Annotated in this window: 14 protein-coding genes; 5 read left to right on the top strand and 9 right to left on the bottom strand. The window is 69.8% G+C overall.

Features of this window, described 5'->3' with window-relative positions; all coding sequences use genetic code 11:
- The first annotated feature begins 113 nt into the window (after positions 1-113).
- Positions 114-2,930: a M14 family zinc carboxypeptidase gene (locus VGL85_RS15820; protein ID WP_331589925.1), complete on the top strand. Its 2,817-nt coding sequence runs from the start codon at positions 114-116 to the stop codon at positions 2,928-2,930.
- A 9-nt stretch (positions 2,931-2,939) separates the two neighbouring features.
- Here the strand turns inward: VGL85_RS15820 and VGL85_RS15825 are convergent, their stop codons facing one another.
- From VGL85_RS15825 to VGL85_RS15850, 6 genes are all read right to left on the bottom strand, one after another.
- On the bottom strand, positions 2,940-3,371 hold the full coding sequence (locus VGL85_RS15825) for a copper-binding protein (RefSeq protein WP_331589926.1): 432 nt from the start codon (positions 3,369-3,371) through the stop codon (positions 2,940-2,942).
- Positions 3,372-3,447: 76 nt separating this feature from the next.
- Positions 3,448-5,118 carry a M61 family peptidase gene (locus VGL85_RS15830; RefSeq protein WP_331589927.1) on the bottom strand — a complete coding sequence of 557 codons (1,671 nt, stop codon included), beginning with the start codon at positions 5,116-5,118 and terminating at the stop codon, positions 3,448-3,450.
- Positions 5,119-5,321: 203 nt separating this feature from the next.
- Positions 5,322-6,209: an RNA polymerase sigma factor RpoH gene (gene rpoH, locus VGL85_RS15835; RefSeq protein WP_414695277.1), complete on the bottom strand. Its 888-nt coding sequence runs from the start codon at positions 6,207-6,209 to the stop codon at positions 5,322-5,324.
- Between the two features lie 259 nt (positions 6,210-6,468).
- A complete protein-coding gene (locus VGL85_RS15840) occupies positions 6,469-9,216 on the bottom strand; it encodes a hypothetical protein (protein ID WP_331589928.1) in 2,748 nt (915 codons plus the stop codon).
- A 151-nt stretch (positions 9,217-9,367) separates the two neighbouring features.
- Complete coding sequence (locus tag VGL85_RS15845; RefSeq protein WP_331589929.1) at positions 9,368-10,378, bottom strand: RluA family pseudouridine synthase; 1,011 nt, start codon at positions 10,376-10,378, stop codon at positions 9,368-9,370.
- Entirely contained in the window at positions 10,368-10,685 is a 318-nt protein-coding gene (locus VGL85_RS15850) for a ferritin (RefSeq protein ID WP_331589930.1), read from the bottom strand. The genes VGL85_RS15845 and VGL85_RS15850 overlap by 11 nt, the downstream gene beginning before the upstream one ends.
- A 71-nt stretch (positions 10,686-10,756) precedes the next feature.
- On the opposite strand from VGL85_RS15850, the gene VGL85_RS15855 reads away from it, so the two are divergent.
- Positions 10,757-12,433, top strand: a complete 1,677-nt coding sequence (locus tag VGL85_RS15855; RefSeq protein WP_331589931.1) for an alkaline phosphatase D family protein — start codon at positions 10,757-10,759, stop codon at positions 12,431-12,433.
- On the opposite strand, the gene VGL85_RS15860 is transcribed toward VGL85_RS15855, so the two are convergent.
- Both VGL85_RS15860 and hisI read right to left on the bottom strand, forming a co-directional pair.
- Positions 12,430-13,056: a LysE family translocator gene (locus tag VGL85_RS15860; RefSeq protein WP_331589932.1), complete on the bottom strand. Its 627-nt coding sequence runs from the start codon at positions 13,054-13,056 to the stop codon at positions 12,430-12,432. The two genes, VGL85_RS15855 and VGL85_RS15860, sit on opposite strands and share 4 nt — an antisense overlap.
- Complete coding sequence (hisI, locus tag VGL85_RS15865; RefSeq protein ID WP_414695279.1) at positions 13,053-13,451, bottom strand: phosphoribosyl-AMP cyclohydrolase; 399 nt, start codon at positions 13,449-13,451, stop codon at positions 13,053-13,055. The genes VGL85_RS15860 and hisI overlap by 4 nt, the downstream gene beginning before the upstream one ends.
- 37 nt (positions 13,452-13,488) lie before the next feature.
- On the opposite strand from hisI, the gene VGL85_RS15870 reads away from it, so the two are divergent.
- Complete coding sequence (locus VGL85_RS15870; RefSeq protein WP_331589933.1) at positions 13,489-14,367, top strand: DUF817 domain-containing protein; 879 nt, start codon at positions 13,489-13,491, stop codon at positions 14,365-14,367.
- A gap of 126 nt (positions 14,368-14,493) precedes the next feature.
- On the opposite strand, the gene folE is transcribed toward VGL85_RS15870, so the two are convergent.
- Positions 14,494-15,126: a GTP cyclohydrolase I FolE gene (folE, locus tag VGL85_RS15875; RefSeq protein ID WP_331589934.1), complete on the bottom strand. Its 633-nt coding sequence runs from the start codon at positions 15,124-15,126 to the stop codon at positions 14,494-14,496.
- Positions 15,127-15,309: 183 nt separating this feature from the next.
- Between folE and cysS the strand changes: the two genes are divergently transcribed.
- Both cysS and VGL85_RS15885 read left to right on the top strand, forming a co-directional pair.
- On the top strand, positions 15,310-16,713 hold the full coding sequence (gene cysS / locus VGL85_RS15880) for a cysteine--tRNA ligase (RefSeq protein ID WP_331589935.1): 1,404 nt from the start codon (positions 15,310-15,312) through the stop codon (positions 16,711-16,713).
- On the top strand, positions 16,713-17,276 hold the full coding sequence (locus tag VGL85_RS15885; protein ID WP_331589936.1) for an SRPBCC domain-containing protein: 564 nt from the start codon (positions 16,713-16,715) through the stop codon (positions 17,274-17,276). Before cysS ends, VGL85_RS15885 begins: the two co-directional genes overlap by 1 nt.
- Positions 17,277-17,339 lie beyond the last annotated feature (63 nt).

Here is a 17,339-nt window from a genome sequence, read left to right on the forward strand (position 1 = left end):
CCCTCAACCGACCTGCTTCGCAGGCCACCTTCTCCCGCAAGGGGAGAAGGAAGCTTTCGCGCCTGCCCAATCCCGGTCTATCCCTGCGGGCTCAGTCGGGTCGGGGATTCCGTATGCTGCGTTCCAAGCTCTTCGCGCGCGCCGTCGCACTGGCCGTCGCCGTGGGCTCGCCGGCCCTCGCCCAGCAACAGATGGACCCCACCTTCGCCGCGCACCAGAAGGCCTGGACCACCAAGCCGGAGTTCTCGAGCCCGCTCGTCGACCACCTGCCGGCCTCGACGCCCGGCGGCGTCCCCAGCCCGCGCGACGTGCTGGGCCACGACATCGGCGCGCCCAAGGTGCTGGACCACTACGCCGACCTGTTGAAGTACTACCGGGCGCTGGCCGCCAAGTCCCCGCGGGTGAAGATCGTCGAGACCGGCAAGACCGAGGAAGGCCGGCCCACCGTCGTGGTGCTGATCTCCGCCGAAGACAACATCAGGACCGTCGAGGCCAACCGCGCCAACCTGGCCAAGCTGGCCGACCCGCGCGGGCTCTCCGAGGCCGACGCCAAACAGATCATCGGCAAGACCAAGCCGATGTACGTGCTGATGGGTGGGCTGCACTCGGCCGAGACCGGCCCGCCGGAGATGCTGATGGAGCTGGCCTATCGGCTGGTGACGGAAGACAGCCCGGTGATCGAACGCATCCGCAACAACGTCATCGTCGGCATCAATCCGGCCACCGATCCCGACGGCCGCGACCGCTACACCGACTGGTACCTGCGCAACAAGATCGACGACACCGACGACCTGAACCCGGTCCCCGGCGCGCCCTACTGGGGCAAGTACATCTTCCACGACAACAACCGGGACATCAACTACACCGGGTTCAGCGCACGGAATCTATTGGACTTTTATCTCCAGTGGCATCCGCCGGTGATGCACGACCTGCACGAGTCCGTGCCCTTCCTCTACACCTTCTCCGGCCAGGCGCCGCAGAACCCGACGCTGGACCCGATCCTGTTCGGCGAGATGCCCTGGATCGCCAACTTCGAGATGAGCCAGCTGACCAAGTACGGCATGCCGGGCGTCTGGACCCACGGCTACGTGGACGAGTGGTCGCCCGGCTACGTGGGCTTCATGTCCACCAACCACAACGGCCTGTTCAAGATGTACGAGACCTTCGGCAACGGCGGCGCCACGACCGAGCTGCGCCACGTGAGCCCGGTGCGCGGGCCGGGCCAGGGCGGCGGCGACGACAACGACCAGACCAAGCGCGACTGGTTCCGGCCGAGCCCGCCCTACAAGGTCGTCGAATGGTCGATGCGCAACAACACCAACTACATGGAGACCGGCGTGCTGACCGGCCTCACCGCGGTGGCGCAGAACCCCGAGACCATCGTCGAGAACTTCTACCGCAAGAGCCGCAACTCGATCGAGGCGGGCCGGAAGGACGCGCCCCACGCCTTCCTGATCCCCGGCGACCAGCCGGACATGACCAAGGCCGCCCTGGTGGTGAACCTGTTGCGGATGCAGGGGATCGAGGTCGGCCGCACGACGGCCGAGGTGACGCTGAAGGAGGGCAAGTTCCCGGCCGGCTCGTTCATCGTCAAGCGCGACCAGCCCTATGGCCGCCTGGCGAAGATCCTGCTGGAGAAGCAGGTGTTCCCCGACAGCAAGCTTCGGACCTACGACGACAGCGCCTGGACCATGGGGATGATGGCCCATGTGAAGGTGACGCCCAGCGCCGACCTGAAGGCGCTGGATGTGGCCGCGACGCCGGTGGACAAGGACGTGGTCACCGGCTCGATCGACGCGGCCGGCGCGCCGCTCTACGCCGTGCTCGACCACGGCGCGATCAGCCTGGCGACCCTGCGCTATCGGCTGAAGGGCGAGCCGATCAGGATCGCCGAGGCGGCCTTCAAGGCGGGGCCGACCGACGTGCCGGCCGGCTCGTTCATCGTCGAGGGCAAGGCCTATGAGGCGCTGAAGGCCGCGGTGGTCCCGCTGGGCCTGAAGGCGGTGGCGCTGAAGGAGAAACCCGGTGTCGCCACCCACGAGGCGGCCAACCCGCACGTGGCGGTCTATTCCACCTGGGGCTCGACCCAGAACGTCGGCTGGGTGCGCTACGCCTTCGACCAGTTCGAGACGCCCTACGACCTGATCTTCAAGGACGAGGTGAGGAAGGGCGGCCTGCGCGCCAGGTACGACGTGATCGTCGTCCCCAGCCAGGGGCGGTCGACCAAGAACCTGGTGTTCGACATCCCCGTCACCGGCAAGCCGCTGCCCTACACCAAGACGCCCGAGTTCCCGACCCAGGGCGCCTATGGCTCATCGCCCGACATCCGCGGCGGCATGGGGCTGGAGGGCGTCAGCGAACTGCGCAAGTTCGTGGAGCAGGGCGGGACCCTGATCACGCTCGGCGACTCCAGCGCCCTGCCCGGCGAGTACGGCATCGCCCCGGACGTGGAGGTGAGCCGCGCCGCCGCCGGCTTCTACGCGCCGGGCCCGATCGTCGCCGCCAAGATCGAAAAGCCCGCCAACCCGATCTTCTACGGCTACACGGGAACCGAGACGACGGTGCGCTGGGCGTCCACATCGTTGCTGTCGCTGCCGATCCGCGACCAGCAGGACGTGCTGATGAGCTTCCCGGGCGGCGACAAGGCGGTGCAGTCCGGCCTGATGAACGGGGCCGCCCAGATCAAGGACCGCCCGGCCATCGTCGACCTGCCGGTCGGCCAGGGCCAGGTGCTGATGTTCGCCACCAACCCGGTCTACCGCTGGCAGAACTTCGGCGAGTTCCGCATGCTCTACAACGCGCTCTTCTCCTATCGCGACCTGCGCCAGGGCCTGGGCGGCGCGCCGGTGATCCCCGACCCGAACGCCAAGGCGGACGAGAAGAAGGACGGGGACAAGAAGGACGAGGCGGAGAAGAAGGCGGCGGGCTGACGCCGTCGCCTAAGGCGGCGCGCCTTGCGGTTGGGCCTGCGGCGGGTTCAGGGGCGCGATCGCCGAGATGTGGCCGCTGTCGAGGTTGAAGCGCACCTTCTCGCCCACGGTGGCGGCCGAGAGCATGGCGGTCTTGGCGACCGGGAAGGGCTGGGTTCCGGCCGGCCAGTTGATCGCCTCGACCGGCTCGTAGGCGATGGTGATCCGCCCGGTGGCGACGTCGATGGCCTTCACCACCCCGGTGAACTGCAGCTGATTGACCGGCGTTTCAGGCTTGCGCGGCGGGGCGGGCCCACCGGCGGACGGCGCACCGCCGGAGCCGCCGCCGCCACGACCGCCACCGCCGCGGCCGCCTCCACGTCCGCCGCCGCCGCCGTACTGAGCGTGGGCGGCGCCGGCAACCGTCGCCAGGATCAGGGCCAGGGCGGTGCGTCTGAGCATGGTCCGCTCTACCGCAGGATTGAGCCGGGCGCATCACGATCCGGCCACGCGCGGTGCAATAAAGTCCGGACGCGGCTTAGCCGTCGGTCTTCGCACCGGAGGCGGGTCGGGGCGAAAGCTCCTGCAAGGTCAGGGTCGCTTTGCCCTCCGGCTTGAAACTGATCGACCGTTCGGCGCCCTGGTCACGCACCCGGATCGTGTAGGTCTCGCGGGAGTCGCCGAACTTGCCGGCCTGGCGGCGCAAATAGGTCATGCCGTCGCGCAGGCCCGCGGCATAGGCGGCGGAGTCCGGCCGCACGCCCCTCACCGCCTGGTCGGGCGCCGCGCGGGTGGCGTCGTAGTCGAAGCCGATGTCGAACGCCGGCACGGTCAGGGTGCGGACCTCGAAGCCGGGGAAGGCGTTCGCCGGCAGCAGGGCCGGGCCGCCCCGGTCGATCACCGCGGCGATCTCCGGGCGCGGGTCCAGGCCGAAGCGCAGGGCGGTCTCGACGAACAGCTGCGGCGCCTTGGGCGCGCGCGGGCCCAGGCGTTGGGCGCGCTCGCGCATGGCGCGCACCACATAGTCGAGGCCGACGCGGCCATGCGACCGTTCGCGCAGCCGCTGGTCCCAGACGGCGGCCAGGATCGCGCCGCGCTGGTAGGGCAGCTTTTCCACGGACCGGTCCTTCCAGAAGCCCTCGACGATCTGGGCGCCGGGCGCCGAGCGCGCCGGCGAGCCGGCATAGGCGAGCAGGGCCTCGTTCCAGTCGCCGGCGAAAGCCTTGGCGTCGAACTCACCGGAGCGGAGCAGAAGCCGGCGGCCGAAGAAGTCGGTGAAGCCTTCGGAGAACCAGTAGTCCGCCCGCTCCGCGTCGCCCGGATGCATGCCACCCAGCCGATCGGGGTTCCAGGTGTGGAAGTACTCGTGCGCCAGGGTGACCTTGAGCGTGCTCTCGCGGACGTTGGCGGTGGTCATGATCGAAAAGGCGTCGCCACGGCCTTCGCCCTGGGTGGACTGGTGGTTGGGCGTCGTGGCGAGGGGCGCCAGGGCCACGAGGAACGGGCCCTCCTTCGCCCGCCAGAAGGCCCGCTCGGCGCGGACGATCCGCGTCGCGGTGTCGGCGAAGGCGCCGCCGGAAAACGGAAAGGCGCCGATCACGGCGATGCGCAGAGGCCCTTGCGCATCGCGCCGATAGATCGACAGCTCCGGGCCGCCGACGGCGACGCTTTCGCGAAGCTGGTCCAGGCTCATCGGCCGCCCGGCGGGGTGCTCGAGGTCGGAGGCGAAGGGGAAGCCCTTGGGCCCCGCCCAGCGGAAGCGCGCCTTGCGGCGATCGTCGTCGGGCCGGACGAACAGGGCTTCGCCATAGGCCCAGAACCACTGCGGGCGGACGGCGGGCTTGTAGGGGTCGAAATTCACCCCGTCGGGGTCCTGCGGGAAGGCCGAGACCACGCGATAGCGGACGGTCAGCGGCGCAGCCGGCCGCGACCGGACGATCCGGACCGCGGGCGCGGGGGTCGAAACCGACTGCGCGCCGTCGACCTGAACGTCGTCCAGATAGCGCCACAGATCGGACGTCCCGGCCTCCCGGTCGGGCAGGTCCAGCCGGGTGACGCCGCTGGAGTCCGCGGTCAGCCGCAGCGAGACGTCGAGGGCGATCAGCGCCCCGTCCTTCAGCTCCGGTGACAGGGTGTAGTCGAGGGTCGGGGGCTGACGTGCTGCGGCCGGACAGGCCAGGGCGGCGGCGGCCACGAGGCCCGCGCCCATAGCCTCAGGGAGCTGGAGCCGATGACGCATTGCCAAGCCCTGCAGCCGGGGAGCCCGGTTCTCCCGCCGCCAGTTTGGGGCGCACGGCCGGCGTCTCAACTTAATCATCCGTAATAGTAATAGGATGCGCCCGGGCGCCGGGGCGGCGGCCAAACGAAAAGGGCCGCCTTTCGGCGGCCCTCTCGTCGGTCTGCGGACCGTCGTCAGGCGTCGACCAGATGCTTTTCGGCGGCGGCGGCCTTCATCGACTTCTGCAGCTTCTCGAAGGCCCGGACCTCGATCTGGCGGACCCGCTCGCGGCTCACGCCATATTGCGAGGCGAGCTCCTCCAGGGTCGTCGGTTCGTCCTTCAGCCGCCGCTCGGTCAGGATGTGGCGCTCGCGGTCGGTGAGTTCCGTCATCGCCTCTTCGAGCAGGCTCATGCGGATGGTCTTCTCCTGGGCGTCGGCGACCACGCTCTCCTGTGAGGGCGTCTCGTCGTCGGCCAGCCAGTCCTGCCATTCGCTCTCGCCGTCGGCGCGCATCGGCGCGTTCAGCGAGGCGTCGCCGCCGGACAGCCGGCGGTTCATCGACACCACTTCCTCGTCCAGCACGCCCAGCTTGGTGGCGATGGTCGAGACCTGGTCGGGGTGCAGGTCGCCTTCCTGCAGGGCGGAGATCTCGGACTTCGCCTTGCGCAGGTTGAAGAACAGCTTCTTCTGCGCCGCGGTGGTGCCCATCTTCACGAGCGACCAGGAACGCAGGATGTATTCCTGGATCGAGGCTCGGATCCACCACATGGCGTAGGTCGCCAGGCGGAAGCCCTTGTCCGGATCGAACTTCTTCACCGCCTGCATCAGGCCGACGTTGCCTTCGGAGATCACCTCACCGATCGGCAGGCCGTAGCCGCGGTAGCCCATGGCGATCTTGGCCACCAGGCGCAGGTGGCTAGTCACCAGCCGATGGGCGGCTTCGGGGTCTTCATGCTCCTGCCAGCGCTTGGCGAGCATGAACTCCTCGTCCTTCGCCAGCATCGGGAACTTACGGATTTCAGACAGGTAACGGCTGAGTCCGCCATCAGGCGACATCACAGCCAGGGCGCTAGCGGCCATTGGTATTATCCCCTTCCTTCCCGGACGTCTGAACCGGCGCCATTCGGCGCACAGGGTCCATCGCCCCCCTTTGGCTTCTAGATAGGAACGAAACCGAGGAGCGAAAGGCCGCGTTTGGGAGACGGCTCAAAAATATCCGACTGCTCTAGTAGGACTTTCTAATCCTGCAGAACGTTCTCATCAAGGCGATGGTTTCTCACAAGGTCTGCAGCATTCCTGCACGGACCCGCGGCGTCCTGCGACAAGACGCTGCGAGCGGTCAGGTTCCTGAGGTGAACAGCTTGCGGAACTCGATGCGCCAGGTGCGGCCCAGGGGGTCGAGGTAGGCCGGCTGGAAGTTGAACGGGGTCGCGCCGGTGGGGTCGGTCACCTTCTGGCGCTGGTCGAAGAGGTTGGAGACCGAGACCGAAATCCGCACCCCCTTCAGCCAGGGCTGTTCCTGGACCAGGGTCTTGCGCTGGTTGAGGTCGGCGAACACCCGCGCGCCCACCTTGAATAGGTCCGAGAAGTTGAGGTCGCCGCCGTTCGCCGCCCCGCCGATCACGCTTGAGCCTTGCTTCCAGTCGGCGTTCAGCTCCGCGCCATAACCGCGCTCGGCGATGTTGATCTGGGCCTGGACCTCGTTGCGCACCTGGCCGGCGCCGCCGTTGAGCGGCGCGCCGTTCAGGAAGTCGATCTGCGGCCCGCCCGGGCGCACCAGGAACTGGTCGGCGAAATAGACGGTGTGGAACAGGCTGATGCGCAGCCGCCCGTCCTGGTTCCCGCCGCCGCCCCGGCCGCCGCCACGACCGCCGCCGAAGCCGCCGCCGCCGGGCCCGCGCCCACCGCCGAAGCCCCCGCCGCCCGCACCATCCGGTCCGCCGGCGGGCCTAACGAAGACCGCGCCAGGCGTCGGGCCGCCAGGGCCCGCCGGCTGCGCGCCTTCGGGCGGCGCGCCAGGAGCGCCCGGTCCGGCCGGGCCGCCGGGGGCCGGGGCGTCCGGCGCTGCGCCAGGCGGCGGGCCGTTCGGGCGACGGCCCAGCTGGCCGGCGATGCCGGCGCGGCGCAGCTGCTGGAAGACCGCGTTGCGCGGCGGCGGCTGGGCCTGGATCTTGGGGCCGATCGGCATCGACCAGTCGAAGCCCCAGCGGAGCGAACTCACCTGCTGGCTGGTGAAGTTCACCGGCCGGTAGTCCACCTCGGTCAGGTCGCCGTCGGCGTCGCGGAGGAAGCGGTCGGGGAAGGCCGCCTCGATGGCGGCCGTGGCCGCCGGGAAGCTGGTGATCGGGTTCTTGTAGCGGATCTGGTTGTAGTCGGCCCGAACGATGAACTGCCGGGCCTGCCACGGCTGCCAGGTGATACGCACCGAGTTGCGGTAGCGGTCGTCGGCCACCAGGGCCGGGTTGCCGCCGGTGACCTCGGTCACGTCCACCGTCTGGCCGGTGGCGAAGTCGAAGATGCGGGTGTTGGGCGTGAACAGCAGCGGCGCGCTGGTCTGCTGCTGGCTGGGCGCGGCCTGGTCGTGCAGGCGGTTGACCAGGATCGACAGCCCCTGGACCGGCGTCCAATGCAGGCCGTAGCCCAGGGTCTGCAGGGTCCCGAAGCCGGAGACCTGCTGCAGGCCCACGTGGGTGTTGACCGTCACGTCGCCAAACATCGGCAGAACCTTGTTCCTGGCGCTGGTCAACGGCACGTCGATGCTGCCCTGGAAGTTGCCGCCGCCCTGGGTGAAGGTCGCCTGCTGGGCCAGGCCGCCGCGCGTGGAGAGCGAGTCGAAGCTGGAGCCCGTGGCGCCCAGGCGGACGCTGGTGCGCACCTCGCCGGCCGGGATGGTGAAGATCGGCCCGGAGGCGATGAACTGGGCGTTGAAGGTGTCGGACTTCGAGCGGCTGTCGTCCCGCGGGCGCGCCGTCAGCAGGTTGGCCGGCAGGGCGCCGAGCGGGTTCACCGCCCCGGCCAGGACCGCGGCCTGCAGCGCGGTGGCGTCGAGGCCGACGTCGTTTTCGTTGCGGGTGTCGGCGTGGTCGTAGTTGCCGGTCATCGCCAGCCGCCAGCGGGAGATGTCGCGGTTCAGGCTGAAGCCGAGATGCCCCGTCCAGACCTGGGAGTCCTGGTCCAGCGGCCCGAAGCCGGTGGCCAGCCGGTCGACCGCCTGGGGCCCGGCGGGCGACGGCGCGAGGAAGCCGACCTCGGGCAGGCCGCGCTCCGCCTCGGTGGTAGTGGCCTCGAAGGTGCCGTTTATGGTGGCGGAAATCCCGGCGAACACCGGCCGGGTGTAGACGCCGTTGAGGGCGATCTTCTGGCTCTCCGGGACCAGGGTCCGGAACGGGCGCGGGTCGGCGGGGTTTCCCGCCAGATCGACGGTGGGGCTGCCCGGCAACGGCAGGATGCCCCGCTGCGCCTCGGTGAGCGACGCCACCGGCGTGTATTTCAGGTCGAGGTTCAGCCGGCGCTCGCCGGTGATCCGGGTGACCCCGGCCTCGGCCTGGCCGCTGGCGCCGCCGCCTTCGGTGGCCATGCCGCCCTGCAGGTCGGCGAGCACCGCGTCGACGTGGTCCTTCAGCACGATGTTGACCACCCGCTGGTTGGCGGTGAAGCCGTACTTCAGCGCCGCCTCCTCGGGCAGGATATCGACGCGCAGGATCGCCTCGGTGGGCAGGTTGCGGATCTCGTTGATGCCGCTGATCCTGCGCCCGTTGACCAGGATCGCCGGGCCCTCGCCGCCGCGCCCGGAGTTGGAGCCGATCTCCGGCGCCAGCTCGCTCAGCAGTTCGGTGATGGTCGAGACGCCGTAGGCCTGCACGTCCTCCGGCTGCAGCTGCAGGTCCGGCTTGATGTCGCCGACCACCGCGCCGGGCTCGATCTTCGGCGGGGCGGTGACCGTGACCTCCGAGACCGTGGAGCCGGACTTGGGCGCGGGCGCCGGCGCGGCCGCCGCGGCGCCCGCGCAGGCCATCAGCGGCGCCGCGAAGCCGGCCGTGGCGCACAGGATCAGGCGCAGGGGCGAGGTCGGGGGTCTCAGGATCACACGTCGCTCTTCCGCTCGCGAAGCCGCGCGCGGCTCGCCCTGGTCCCCGAAACTCATGGCCGCAGAGGTGGCCTTGGAGCCCGGCCAAAAGAGGGCGCCATTGTTGCGTGGCGATTGCCCCGCTTCCGGCGCGTCCTGCGCGGTTGAAATATCAGAGGTCTTCGAGAAACGCCTGAAGCGCCGCCATGTCGGCCGGTGGCGGACTCTCGAAACGCAGTGTCTCGCCGGTTACCGGATGGCGAAAGCCCAGCACCGCGGCGTGCAGGGCCTGGCGCCTCAGCCCGGCCTGGGCGATCGCCGCGCGCACCCGCTCGGCCGGCGGGCCGGAGCCGTAGAGCGGGTCGCCCAGGCAGGGCGCGCCGATCGAGGCCAGGTGGACGCGGATCTGGTGGGTGCGCCCGGTCTCCAGCCGGCAGGCCAGCCGCGCCGCCAACGGCCGCTCGGCGGGACCGTAAGCGCGCTCCGTCACATAGTGCGTCACCGCGTGACGGCCGCCGGACTTCACGATCGCCATCTTCTTGCGATCCGCGCTGGAGCGGCCGATGGCGGCTGCGACGCTCCCCCGGGCCTGGCGCGGCGCGCCGCGGGTCAGCGCCACATAGACCCGATCGATGTCGTGGGCCGCGAACAGGGTCGACAGTCCGTGGTGCGCCGCGTCGGTCTTCGCCGCCACCACGATCCCCGAGGTCTCCTTGTCGATCCGGTGGACGATCCCCGGTCGCGCCACCCCGCCCACGCCGGACAGGCTCGCGCCGCAATGGGCCAAAAGGGCGTTGACCAGGGTGCCGGTCTCGCTGCCGGGCGCGGGGTGGACGGCCATGCCGGCCGGCTTGTCGACCACGATCAGGTGCGCGTCCTCGAACAGCACCGTCAGCGGAATGGCTTCGGGCGCCGGCTCGGCGGCCACGGGCGGCGGGACGTCCACGCGATAGGCCCCGGCCTGGGCCCGGGCCGAGGCGTCGGCCACCGCCGCGCCGTCCAGGCTGACCCGGCCTTCGGCGATCAGCGCCTGCAGGCGCGCGCGCGACAGCTGTGGCAAGGCAGCGGCCAGCGCCTTGTCGACGCGCCCGCCGGCCGCCTCGGCGTCCACCGTGGCCCAGCGGACCTCGCCGGCCTCGTCTTCGTCACTGTCGGCGTCCGGCCCCGACCCTTCAGTATCCATGCGCCTTGCTGACGGCCTCCTCGCGGCCGGTGATCGACCCCGAGGAGAACAGATACGACTTTAGCTGCGCGCCCGCCTGCTTGTCGTTGCGGCGGATCCACTCCAGCACCATGGCGGCGTGCTCCAGCTCCTCGCCGGCATTGTGCAGCAGGATGGCCCGCAGGCTCGGGTCGTCGCAGTCGTCGGCCCGCTGGCGGTACCAGTCCACCGCCTCGAGCTCCTCCATGAGGGAGGCGATCGCGTAGTGCAGGTTGAGGGTCTCGCGCCGCAGCTTTTCGCGCGGGACATGAAGGCTTTCACTGGGCACGGTGTGGGAGGCTCCTGTGCTATGCTGCCGACTCTGAGACGCGCAGGGCGGGCGTGAGCCGGGGACGACCGATGCGAGTGGATAGACGCAAGGCGCTCGCCCTCCTTGGCCTGGGCGCCGCCAGTTCCCCCCGAGCCGCCAACGCGCGTGACAAGGTATCGTTCCAGCACGGCGTGGCCTCGGGCGATCCGCTGCAGGACCGGGTGCTCATCTGGACCCGCATCACCCCGCGCGGCGGGCCGGACACGATCCGCTATAACTGGCGGCTGGATCCGGTCGACCGCAAGGGCGGCGGCAAGCGCGGCTCCGGGGTGACCGGCGCCGACCGCGACTTCACCGTCAAGGTGGACGTGGTCAATCTGGAGCCGGGGCGGGCCTATCAGTTCCAGTTCGATTGCGAGGGCGTGGCCTCGCCGATCGGCCGCACGGCGACCCTGCCGGACGGGGCGGTGAAGGACGTGGTGCTGGCGGCCTGCACCTGCGCCCTCTATCCGAACGGCTACTTCAACGCCTATGGCGCCATCGCGCGCCTGCCGCGCGTCGACGCGGTGATCCACCTGGGCGACTACATCTACGAATACGGCGGCCCGGGCTCCTACGGCATGGATTCCCCGGTGGCGAACGAGCGGCCGCACGACCCGGGCCATGAATGCATAAGCCTGGCCGACTATCGTCGCCGTCACGCCCAGTACAAGACCGACCCCCAGCTGCAGGCGGCCCACGCCCGCGCGCCCTGGATCTGTGTCTGGGACGATCACGAGACCGCCAACGACAGCTGGATCGGCGGGGCCGAGAACCACCAGCCGGCCACCGAGGGCGACTGGAACGTGCGCAAGGCCGCGGCGATCAAGGCCTATTACGAATGGATGCCGATCCGTGAGCCGCAAGGCGGCGGCTTCGCCATCTACCGCAGCTTCGACTTCGGCGACGTGGCCAGCCTGTTCATGCTGGAGACCCGGCTGACCGCGCGCGATCACCAGCTCTATCCCGAGCAGGAGCTGCCGCCCCAGCCCACGGCGCGCGACGTGGCGGTCTGGCGCGAGAAGCTCGACAACCCGGCGCGCAAGATGATGGCCCCGGCCCAGGAGGCTTGGCTGGGCCGCGAGATGGCCGCCTCGGTGAAGTCGGGCGTCCCCTGGCAGGTGCTGGGCAACCAGGTGGTGATGGCCCGGCTCTTCACCCCGCCGGTGCGCCGCTACATGACGCCCGAGGCCTATCAGGCCGTGCGCGCCGAGCTGCCCAAGCCCGCGCTCGAGCGGCTGCGCAAGCTGGAGCAGAACGCCGCCCTCGGCCTGCCCTGGGGGGCCGACATGTGGGACGGCTATCCGGCCGACCGCCAGCGGCTCTACGCCCTGATCGAGAAGGCCAGGGCCAACATGATCGTGGTGAGCGGCGACAGCCACGCCTTCTGGGCTAACGAACTGTGGACCGCCGAGACCGGCGGCAAGCGCGTGGCGGTGGAGTTCGGCACGGCGGGTGTCACCAGCCCGGGCCCGGGCGAGGCCTATCCGCAGGTCCCGCTGGGCGAGGCCTTCGCCAAGTACAACCGCGAGGTCCTGTTCAACCAGCAAACCGCCAAGGGCTTCATGCTGCTGACGCTCACGCCCACCGTCGCCACCGGCGAGCTGATCGCGGTCAGCTCGATCAAGGACAAGGGATACGCGACCCGCGTGCTGGCCGCCTATCGGGTCACCCAGAGCCGCGACGGCATGTCGGGGCTGAAGCCGCTGGAGGGCCGGTCGGCCTAGCGCCGCGAGAGCGCCAGCTTCACGCCGAAGCCCAGGAACACACCGCCGGTGATGCGGTCCAGCCAGCGGACCACGGCGGCGCGCTGCAGCAGGCCGCTGATCGGCCGCGTCGCGCCGATCAGCACCGCGAACCAGACGAAGCTCATCAGCACGTGCAGCGCCGCCAGCAGGAAGATGAAGGGCCCCGGCGCGACCCCGGCCGGCAGGAACTGCGGCAGGAAGGAGATGTAGAAGACGCCGATCTTCGGGTTCAGCAGGTTGGTGAGAAGCCCCTTCCGCAACCAGCCCAGATCGCCGGCGCCCGAGGCGGCGGCCTCGCCCATCTCGAAGCGGTCGCGGGGCTTGCGCAGCAGGCCGATCCCCAGCCAGACGAGGTAGGCCGCGCCGGCCCACTTCAGCGCCGTGAACGCCAGCGCCGAGGCTTGCAGCAGGGCCGCCAGGCCCAGCGCCACGGCCGCGCCCCAGACTAGGCAGCCGGCGCCGATCCCCAGCGCCGCCAGCGCCGCGCGCTTCGCGCCCTCGACCGCGGCGGTGCGCAGCACCAGGGCGGTGTCGAGCCCGGGCGTGATGGTCAGCAGGCCCGCGGCGACGGAAAAGGCGATCAGCGCCTGGACGAGGCTCATGGGCGTTCCTTGAGCTTCCGGTCCTCGATCACCCGGTAGAAGCAGGATCGCGCGCCGGTGTGGCAGGCGCCGCCGTCGCCGCCGGGGCGCACCTTCAGCCACACGCAATCCTGGTCGCAGTCGATGCGCGCCTCGATCACCGCCTGCACCTGGCCGCTGGTCGCGCCCTTATGCCAGAGCTCGCCCCGCGAGCGGCTCCAGTAGTGCGCCTCGCCGGTGGACAGCGTCTTCTCCAGCGCCTCGGCGTTCATCCAGGCGAACATCAGCACCTCGCCGGTGTCCGCGTGCGTCGCCACCGCCGCGATCAGGCCGTCGGCGTCGAAGCGGGGGCTGAGCGTTTCGCCATGCTCCAGGGCGTGGGTGTCGGGGGCGGTGGGGAAGGCCATGCGCTCCATATGGCGCCGCTCCCCCGCCGCGCGCTAGCCTTCCGCGATGAGTCTGAAGGACCGGATCAAGGGCCGCGTGCTGGCCATGGACGCGGCGGTCCGGCCCTGGGCCGCCCGCTCGCGGGGCAACGCCTTCGCCTATGAGTTCCTGCTGTTCGGGCTGAAGCAGGCCTGGGCCTGCCTGTTCGGCGGGGCGATGCTGGGGCTGATCATCGCCACCCACTACCTCTGGCCGGCGCATGCGCCGCTCGCCCGCTACGACTTCCTGGTGCTGGGCGCGGTGGCCATCCAGGCCCTGCTGCTCGCCACGCGGCTGGAACGCTGGGACGAGGCGGCCGTGATCGCGATCTTCCACCTGGTCGGCACCGGCATGGAGATCTTCAAGACCGCCCACGGCTCATGGATCTATCCCGAGCCCAGCCTGCTGCGGATCGGTGGCGTGCCCTTGTTCTCGGGCTTCATGTATGGGGCGATCGGCTCCTACATCGCCCGCGCGCTTCGCCTGTTCGAGATCCGCTTCATCCGCTGGCCGCCGCACGGGTTGGCCTGGACCCTGGCGGTGGCGAGCTATGTCAACTTCTTCACCCACCACTATGTGGTCGACATCCGCTGGGGGCTCTACGCGGCCTCGGCCCTGCTGTTCGCCCGGTCCTGGTTCACCTTCACGCCCGACCGGAAGCCCAGGCGGATGCCGGTGCTGCTGGGCCTGGTGCTGGTGGCGCTGTTCATCTGGTTCGCCGAGAACATCGGCACCTTCACCGCAGCCTGGATCTATCCGAACCAGCGGCGCGGCTGGCATGCCGTGCCCATCGACAAGCTGGGCGCCTGGTACCTGCTGATACTGCTCAGCTTCGTGCTGGTGACCATCGTCCACCCGCCCCGCGCGCCGGGCGAGGGCGAGCCGACCAACCCGCTGACCAGTTGAACCGTCTTCCTCCGGTCAGCCGCGAGGCTGATGAGGACCCAAGCTGAATTTCAGAACGAGGCGAGGCCGCATGGGTCCCCCGGATCGCCTCTTCGGGCGACCGGAGGATGACGCAGTGTGTGGGGTCTATTTCCGGTTCGCGAAGTCCAGGAAGCGCTGGCGCAGCGTCGGGTCGGTCTTGAAGACGCCGGTGAACTGGGTGGTGATCGTCGAGACGTGCCGGTGGTGCACGCCGCGGGTCGACATGCACTGGTGGTTGGCGTCGATCAGCACCGCCACGCCGGCCGGGCGCAGGCTGTCGGTGATGGCGTCGCAGATCTGCTGGGTCATGGTCTCCTGGGTCTGGAGACGCTTGGCGAAGATCTCGACCACCCGGGCGATCTTGGAGATGCCGACCACGCGGTTGGTGGGCATGTAGGCCACATAGGCCTTGCCCAGGAACGGCGCCATGTGGTGCTCGCAGTGGCTCTCCACCTCGATCTCGCGCAGCATGACGATGTCGTCGTAGCCCTGCACGTCCTCGAAGGTGCGGCTGAGCTCCTTGGCCGGATCGGCCTCGTAGCCCTCGAACCATTCGGCATAGGCGTCGACGACGCGCTTTGGCGTGTCGATCACGCCTTCGCGGCGCGGATCGTCGCCGGCCCAGGCGATCAGGGTGCGCACGGCGTCCATCGCCTCTTCGCGGGAAGGGCGCTTCACGGGGTCAAGATCAAGGTCGGCGTTGGAACCGACCAGGGTTCGGTCGCGGATAGCGTCCATGATGAGGCTAGGTTCTTTCCAGGGCTGAGTTGCGCCGGGACGAAGGTCCCGGAAATGACGCGTGGCCACCCTTCGTTTGGATGGGGAAACGCCGCAGGGGTTCCCGTGGCTTCCCGATCCGCCCATCTGTATATGGGCCGGACCCGAACCTGGGCAACTGTCACGCCACCTCAGAAAAGATCGATGCCGCTTCAGCTCTACGACACCATGGCCCGCAAGAAACGGCCCTTCGTTCCCGCCGATCCCAAGCGGGTGACGATGTATGTCTGCGGGCCCACGGTCTACAACTACGCTCACATCGGCAACTTCCGGCCGGTGGTGGTGTTCGACGTGCTGTTCCGGCTGCTGCGCCGGCTCTATGGCGAGTCTGCGGTGGTCTATGCCGCGAACGTCACCGACGTGGACGACAGGATCAACGCCAAGGCCATTGCGGAAGGCGTGCCGATTTCGACGGTCACCGATCGCTACCTCACGGCCTACAACAGCGACGCCGCGGCCTTGGGCGCGCTGCAGCCGACCGCCCAGCCGAAGGCGACGCAGACCATGGATGCGATCATCGCCATGATCGGCCGGCTGGTCCACAACAACGCCGCCTACGCCGCCGAGGGCCATGTGCTGTTCGACACCCAGGCGTTCGGCGACTACGGCAAGCTCTCCGGCCGCCCGCTGGACGAGATGATCGCCGGCGCCCGCGTCGAGGTCGCCCCCTACAAGCGCCACCCCGCCGACTTCGTGCTCTGGAAGCCCTCCAAGCCCGGCGAGCCGGTGTGGGACAGCCCCTGGGGCCCCGGCCGGCCCGGCTGGCACATCGAGTGCTCGGCGATGATCGAGCAGGAGCTGGGCCTGCCGATCGACATCCACGGCGGCGGCATCGACCTGGTCTTCCCGCACCACGAGAACGAGCTGGCCCAAGGTGTCTGCGACCACGATCACGCGCACGACGGGGAGTACGCCAAATACTGGCTGCACAACGGCTTCCTCAACATGGGCGAGGAGAAGATGTCCAAGAGCCTGGGCAATGTGACCCTGGCCCACGACCTGTTGAAACAGCAGCCGGGCGAAGTGATCCGCTGGGCCTTGCTGGGCGCGCACTATCGCCAGCCGCTCGCCTGGACGGACGATGCGCTGATCCAGGCGCGCAACTCGCTGGATCACCTTTACGGCGTGCTCGGCCGCGCCCGGCACATCGAGGCCGGCGGCTCCGGCGCGCTGGCGGAGGACCAGCTGGAGCCCTTGCTGGACGACCTCAACACGCCCGCCGCCATGGCGCTGATCAAGAAGCTCGCCACCGAGCTGGACGCGGCGGTGCGCAAGGGCTCCGGCGAGGCCGGGCCGCTGAAGGGCGACCTGATGGCGATCGCCTCGGTGCTGGGCTTCCTGCAGGCCGACCCGCAGGCTTGGTTCGAAGGCGGGGCCGACGAGGACCTGAAGGCCCGGATCGATGGCCTGGTCGCCGCCCGTGACGCGGCGCGCCGGGCCAAGGACTGGGCCGAGGCCGACCGCCTGCGAGCCGAACTCGCCGCGCTGAACGTCGAAGTCATGGACGGTCCCGCCGGCGCGACCTGGCGCATGAAGGAGCAGGCCTGATGCCGATTACGCCCCCGCCCGCCCTGAGGGCCGGCCCGTTCGGAACCCGTGGCGGTCCGCCCCTGGACCCAGCGCCCAGGACCAACAAGCCGCCGCCGCCGAAGCCGCCGCGCGGCCTGCGCATCGAGCACCGCGTCGGCATCCAGGCGCCGGCCGAGGTGATCTGGGCGGTGATCTCCGACCTGGCTTCCTGGCATGAGTGGTGCGTGCTCTATCCGAAGGCTGCGGGCCAGATCCGCATCGGCGGAACTCTGGATATCACTTTGGCGCTGCCCGGCCGGCCGCCGGAGGAGATCCACCCCACGGTGCTGGAATGGGTGCCGGGCGAACAGCTCCACTGGCGGCTGACCATGCTGGGCGGGCTGGTGAAGACCACCCGCTACTTCGAGATCGAAGCGCTGGCGGCGGAAAGCTGCATCGTCTCCAACGGCGAGCTGATCGCCGGCTTCCTGGGGCCGCGGCTCGGCAAGCGGATGGCCGGGACCCTCTACCGCGCCTTCGTCGATATGGACGACGCTCTGAAGGCCCGCGCCGAGGCGATCTGGCAGGCGCAGAAGGGCTGAGCCCCGCGAGTTGCCCGGCCGATTGCGCGGTGTACTGTCGGCCGGCGATCGAGGGAGGATGTC

The organism is Phenylobacterium sp. (genome assembly GCF_036501465.1).
Lineage (GTDB): Bacteria > Pseudomonadota > Alphaproteobacteria > Caulobacterales > Caulobacteraceae > Phenylobacterium.

Coding starts and splice junctions, on each gene's coding strand:
- VGL85_RS15820 (WP_331589925.1), top strand. CDS start 114: ATGCTGCGTTCCAAGCTCTTCGCGCGCGCCGTCGCACTGGCCGTCGCC.
- VGL85_RS15825 (WP_331589926.1), bottom strand. CDS start 3,371: ATGCTCAGACGCACCGCCCTGGCCCTGATCCTGGCGACGGTTGCCGGC.
- VGL85_RS15830 (WP_331589927.1), bottom strand. CDS start 5,118: ATGGGCGCGGGCCTCGTGGCCGCCGCCGCCCTGGCCTGTCCGGCCGCA.
- cysS (WP_331589935.1), top strand. CDS start 15,310: ATGCCGCTTCAGCTCTACGACACCATGGCCCGCAAGAAACGGCCCTTC.
- folE (WP_331589934.1), bottom strand. CDS start 15,126: ATGGACGCTATCCGCGACCGAACCCTGGTCGGTTCCAACGCCGACCTT.
- VGL85_RS15870 (WP_331589933.1), top strand. CDS start 13,489: ATGAGTCTGAAGGACCGGATCAAGGGCCGCGTGCTGGCCATGGACGCG.
- VGL85_RS15855 (WP_331589931.1), top strand. CDS start 10,757: ATGCGAGTGGATAGACGCAAGGCGCTCGCCCTCCTTGGCCTGGGCGCC.
- VGL85_RS15860 (WP_331589932.1), bottom strand. CDS start 13,056: ATGAGCCTCGTCCAGGCGCTGATCGCCTTTTCCGTCGCCGCGGGCCTG.
- VGL85_RS15845 (WP_331589929.1), bottom strand. CDS start 10,378: ATGGATACTGAAGGGTCGGGGCCGGACGCCGACAGTGACGAAGACGAG.
- hisI (WP_414695279.1), bottom strand. CDS start 13,451: ATGGAGCGCATGGCCTTCCCCACCGCCCCCGACACCCACGCCCTGGAG.
- rpoH (WP_414695277.1), bottom strand. CDS start 6,209: ATGGCCGCTAGCGCCCTGGCTGTGATGTCGCCTGATGGCGGACTCAGC.
- VGL85_RS15885 (WP_331589936.1), top strand. CDS start 16,713: ATGCCGATTACGCCCCCGCCCGCCCTGAGGGCCGGCCCGTTCGGAACC.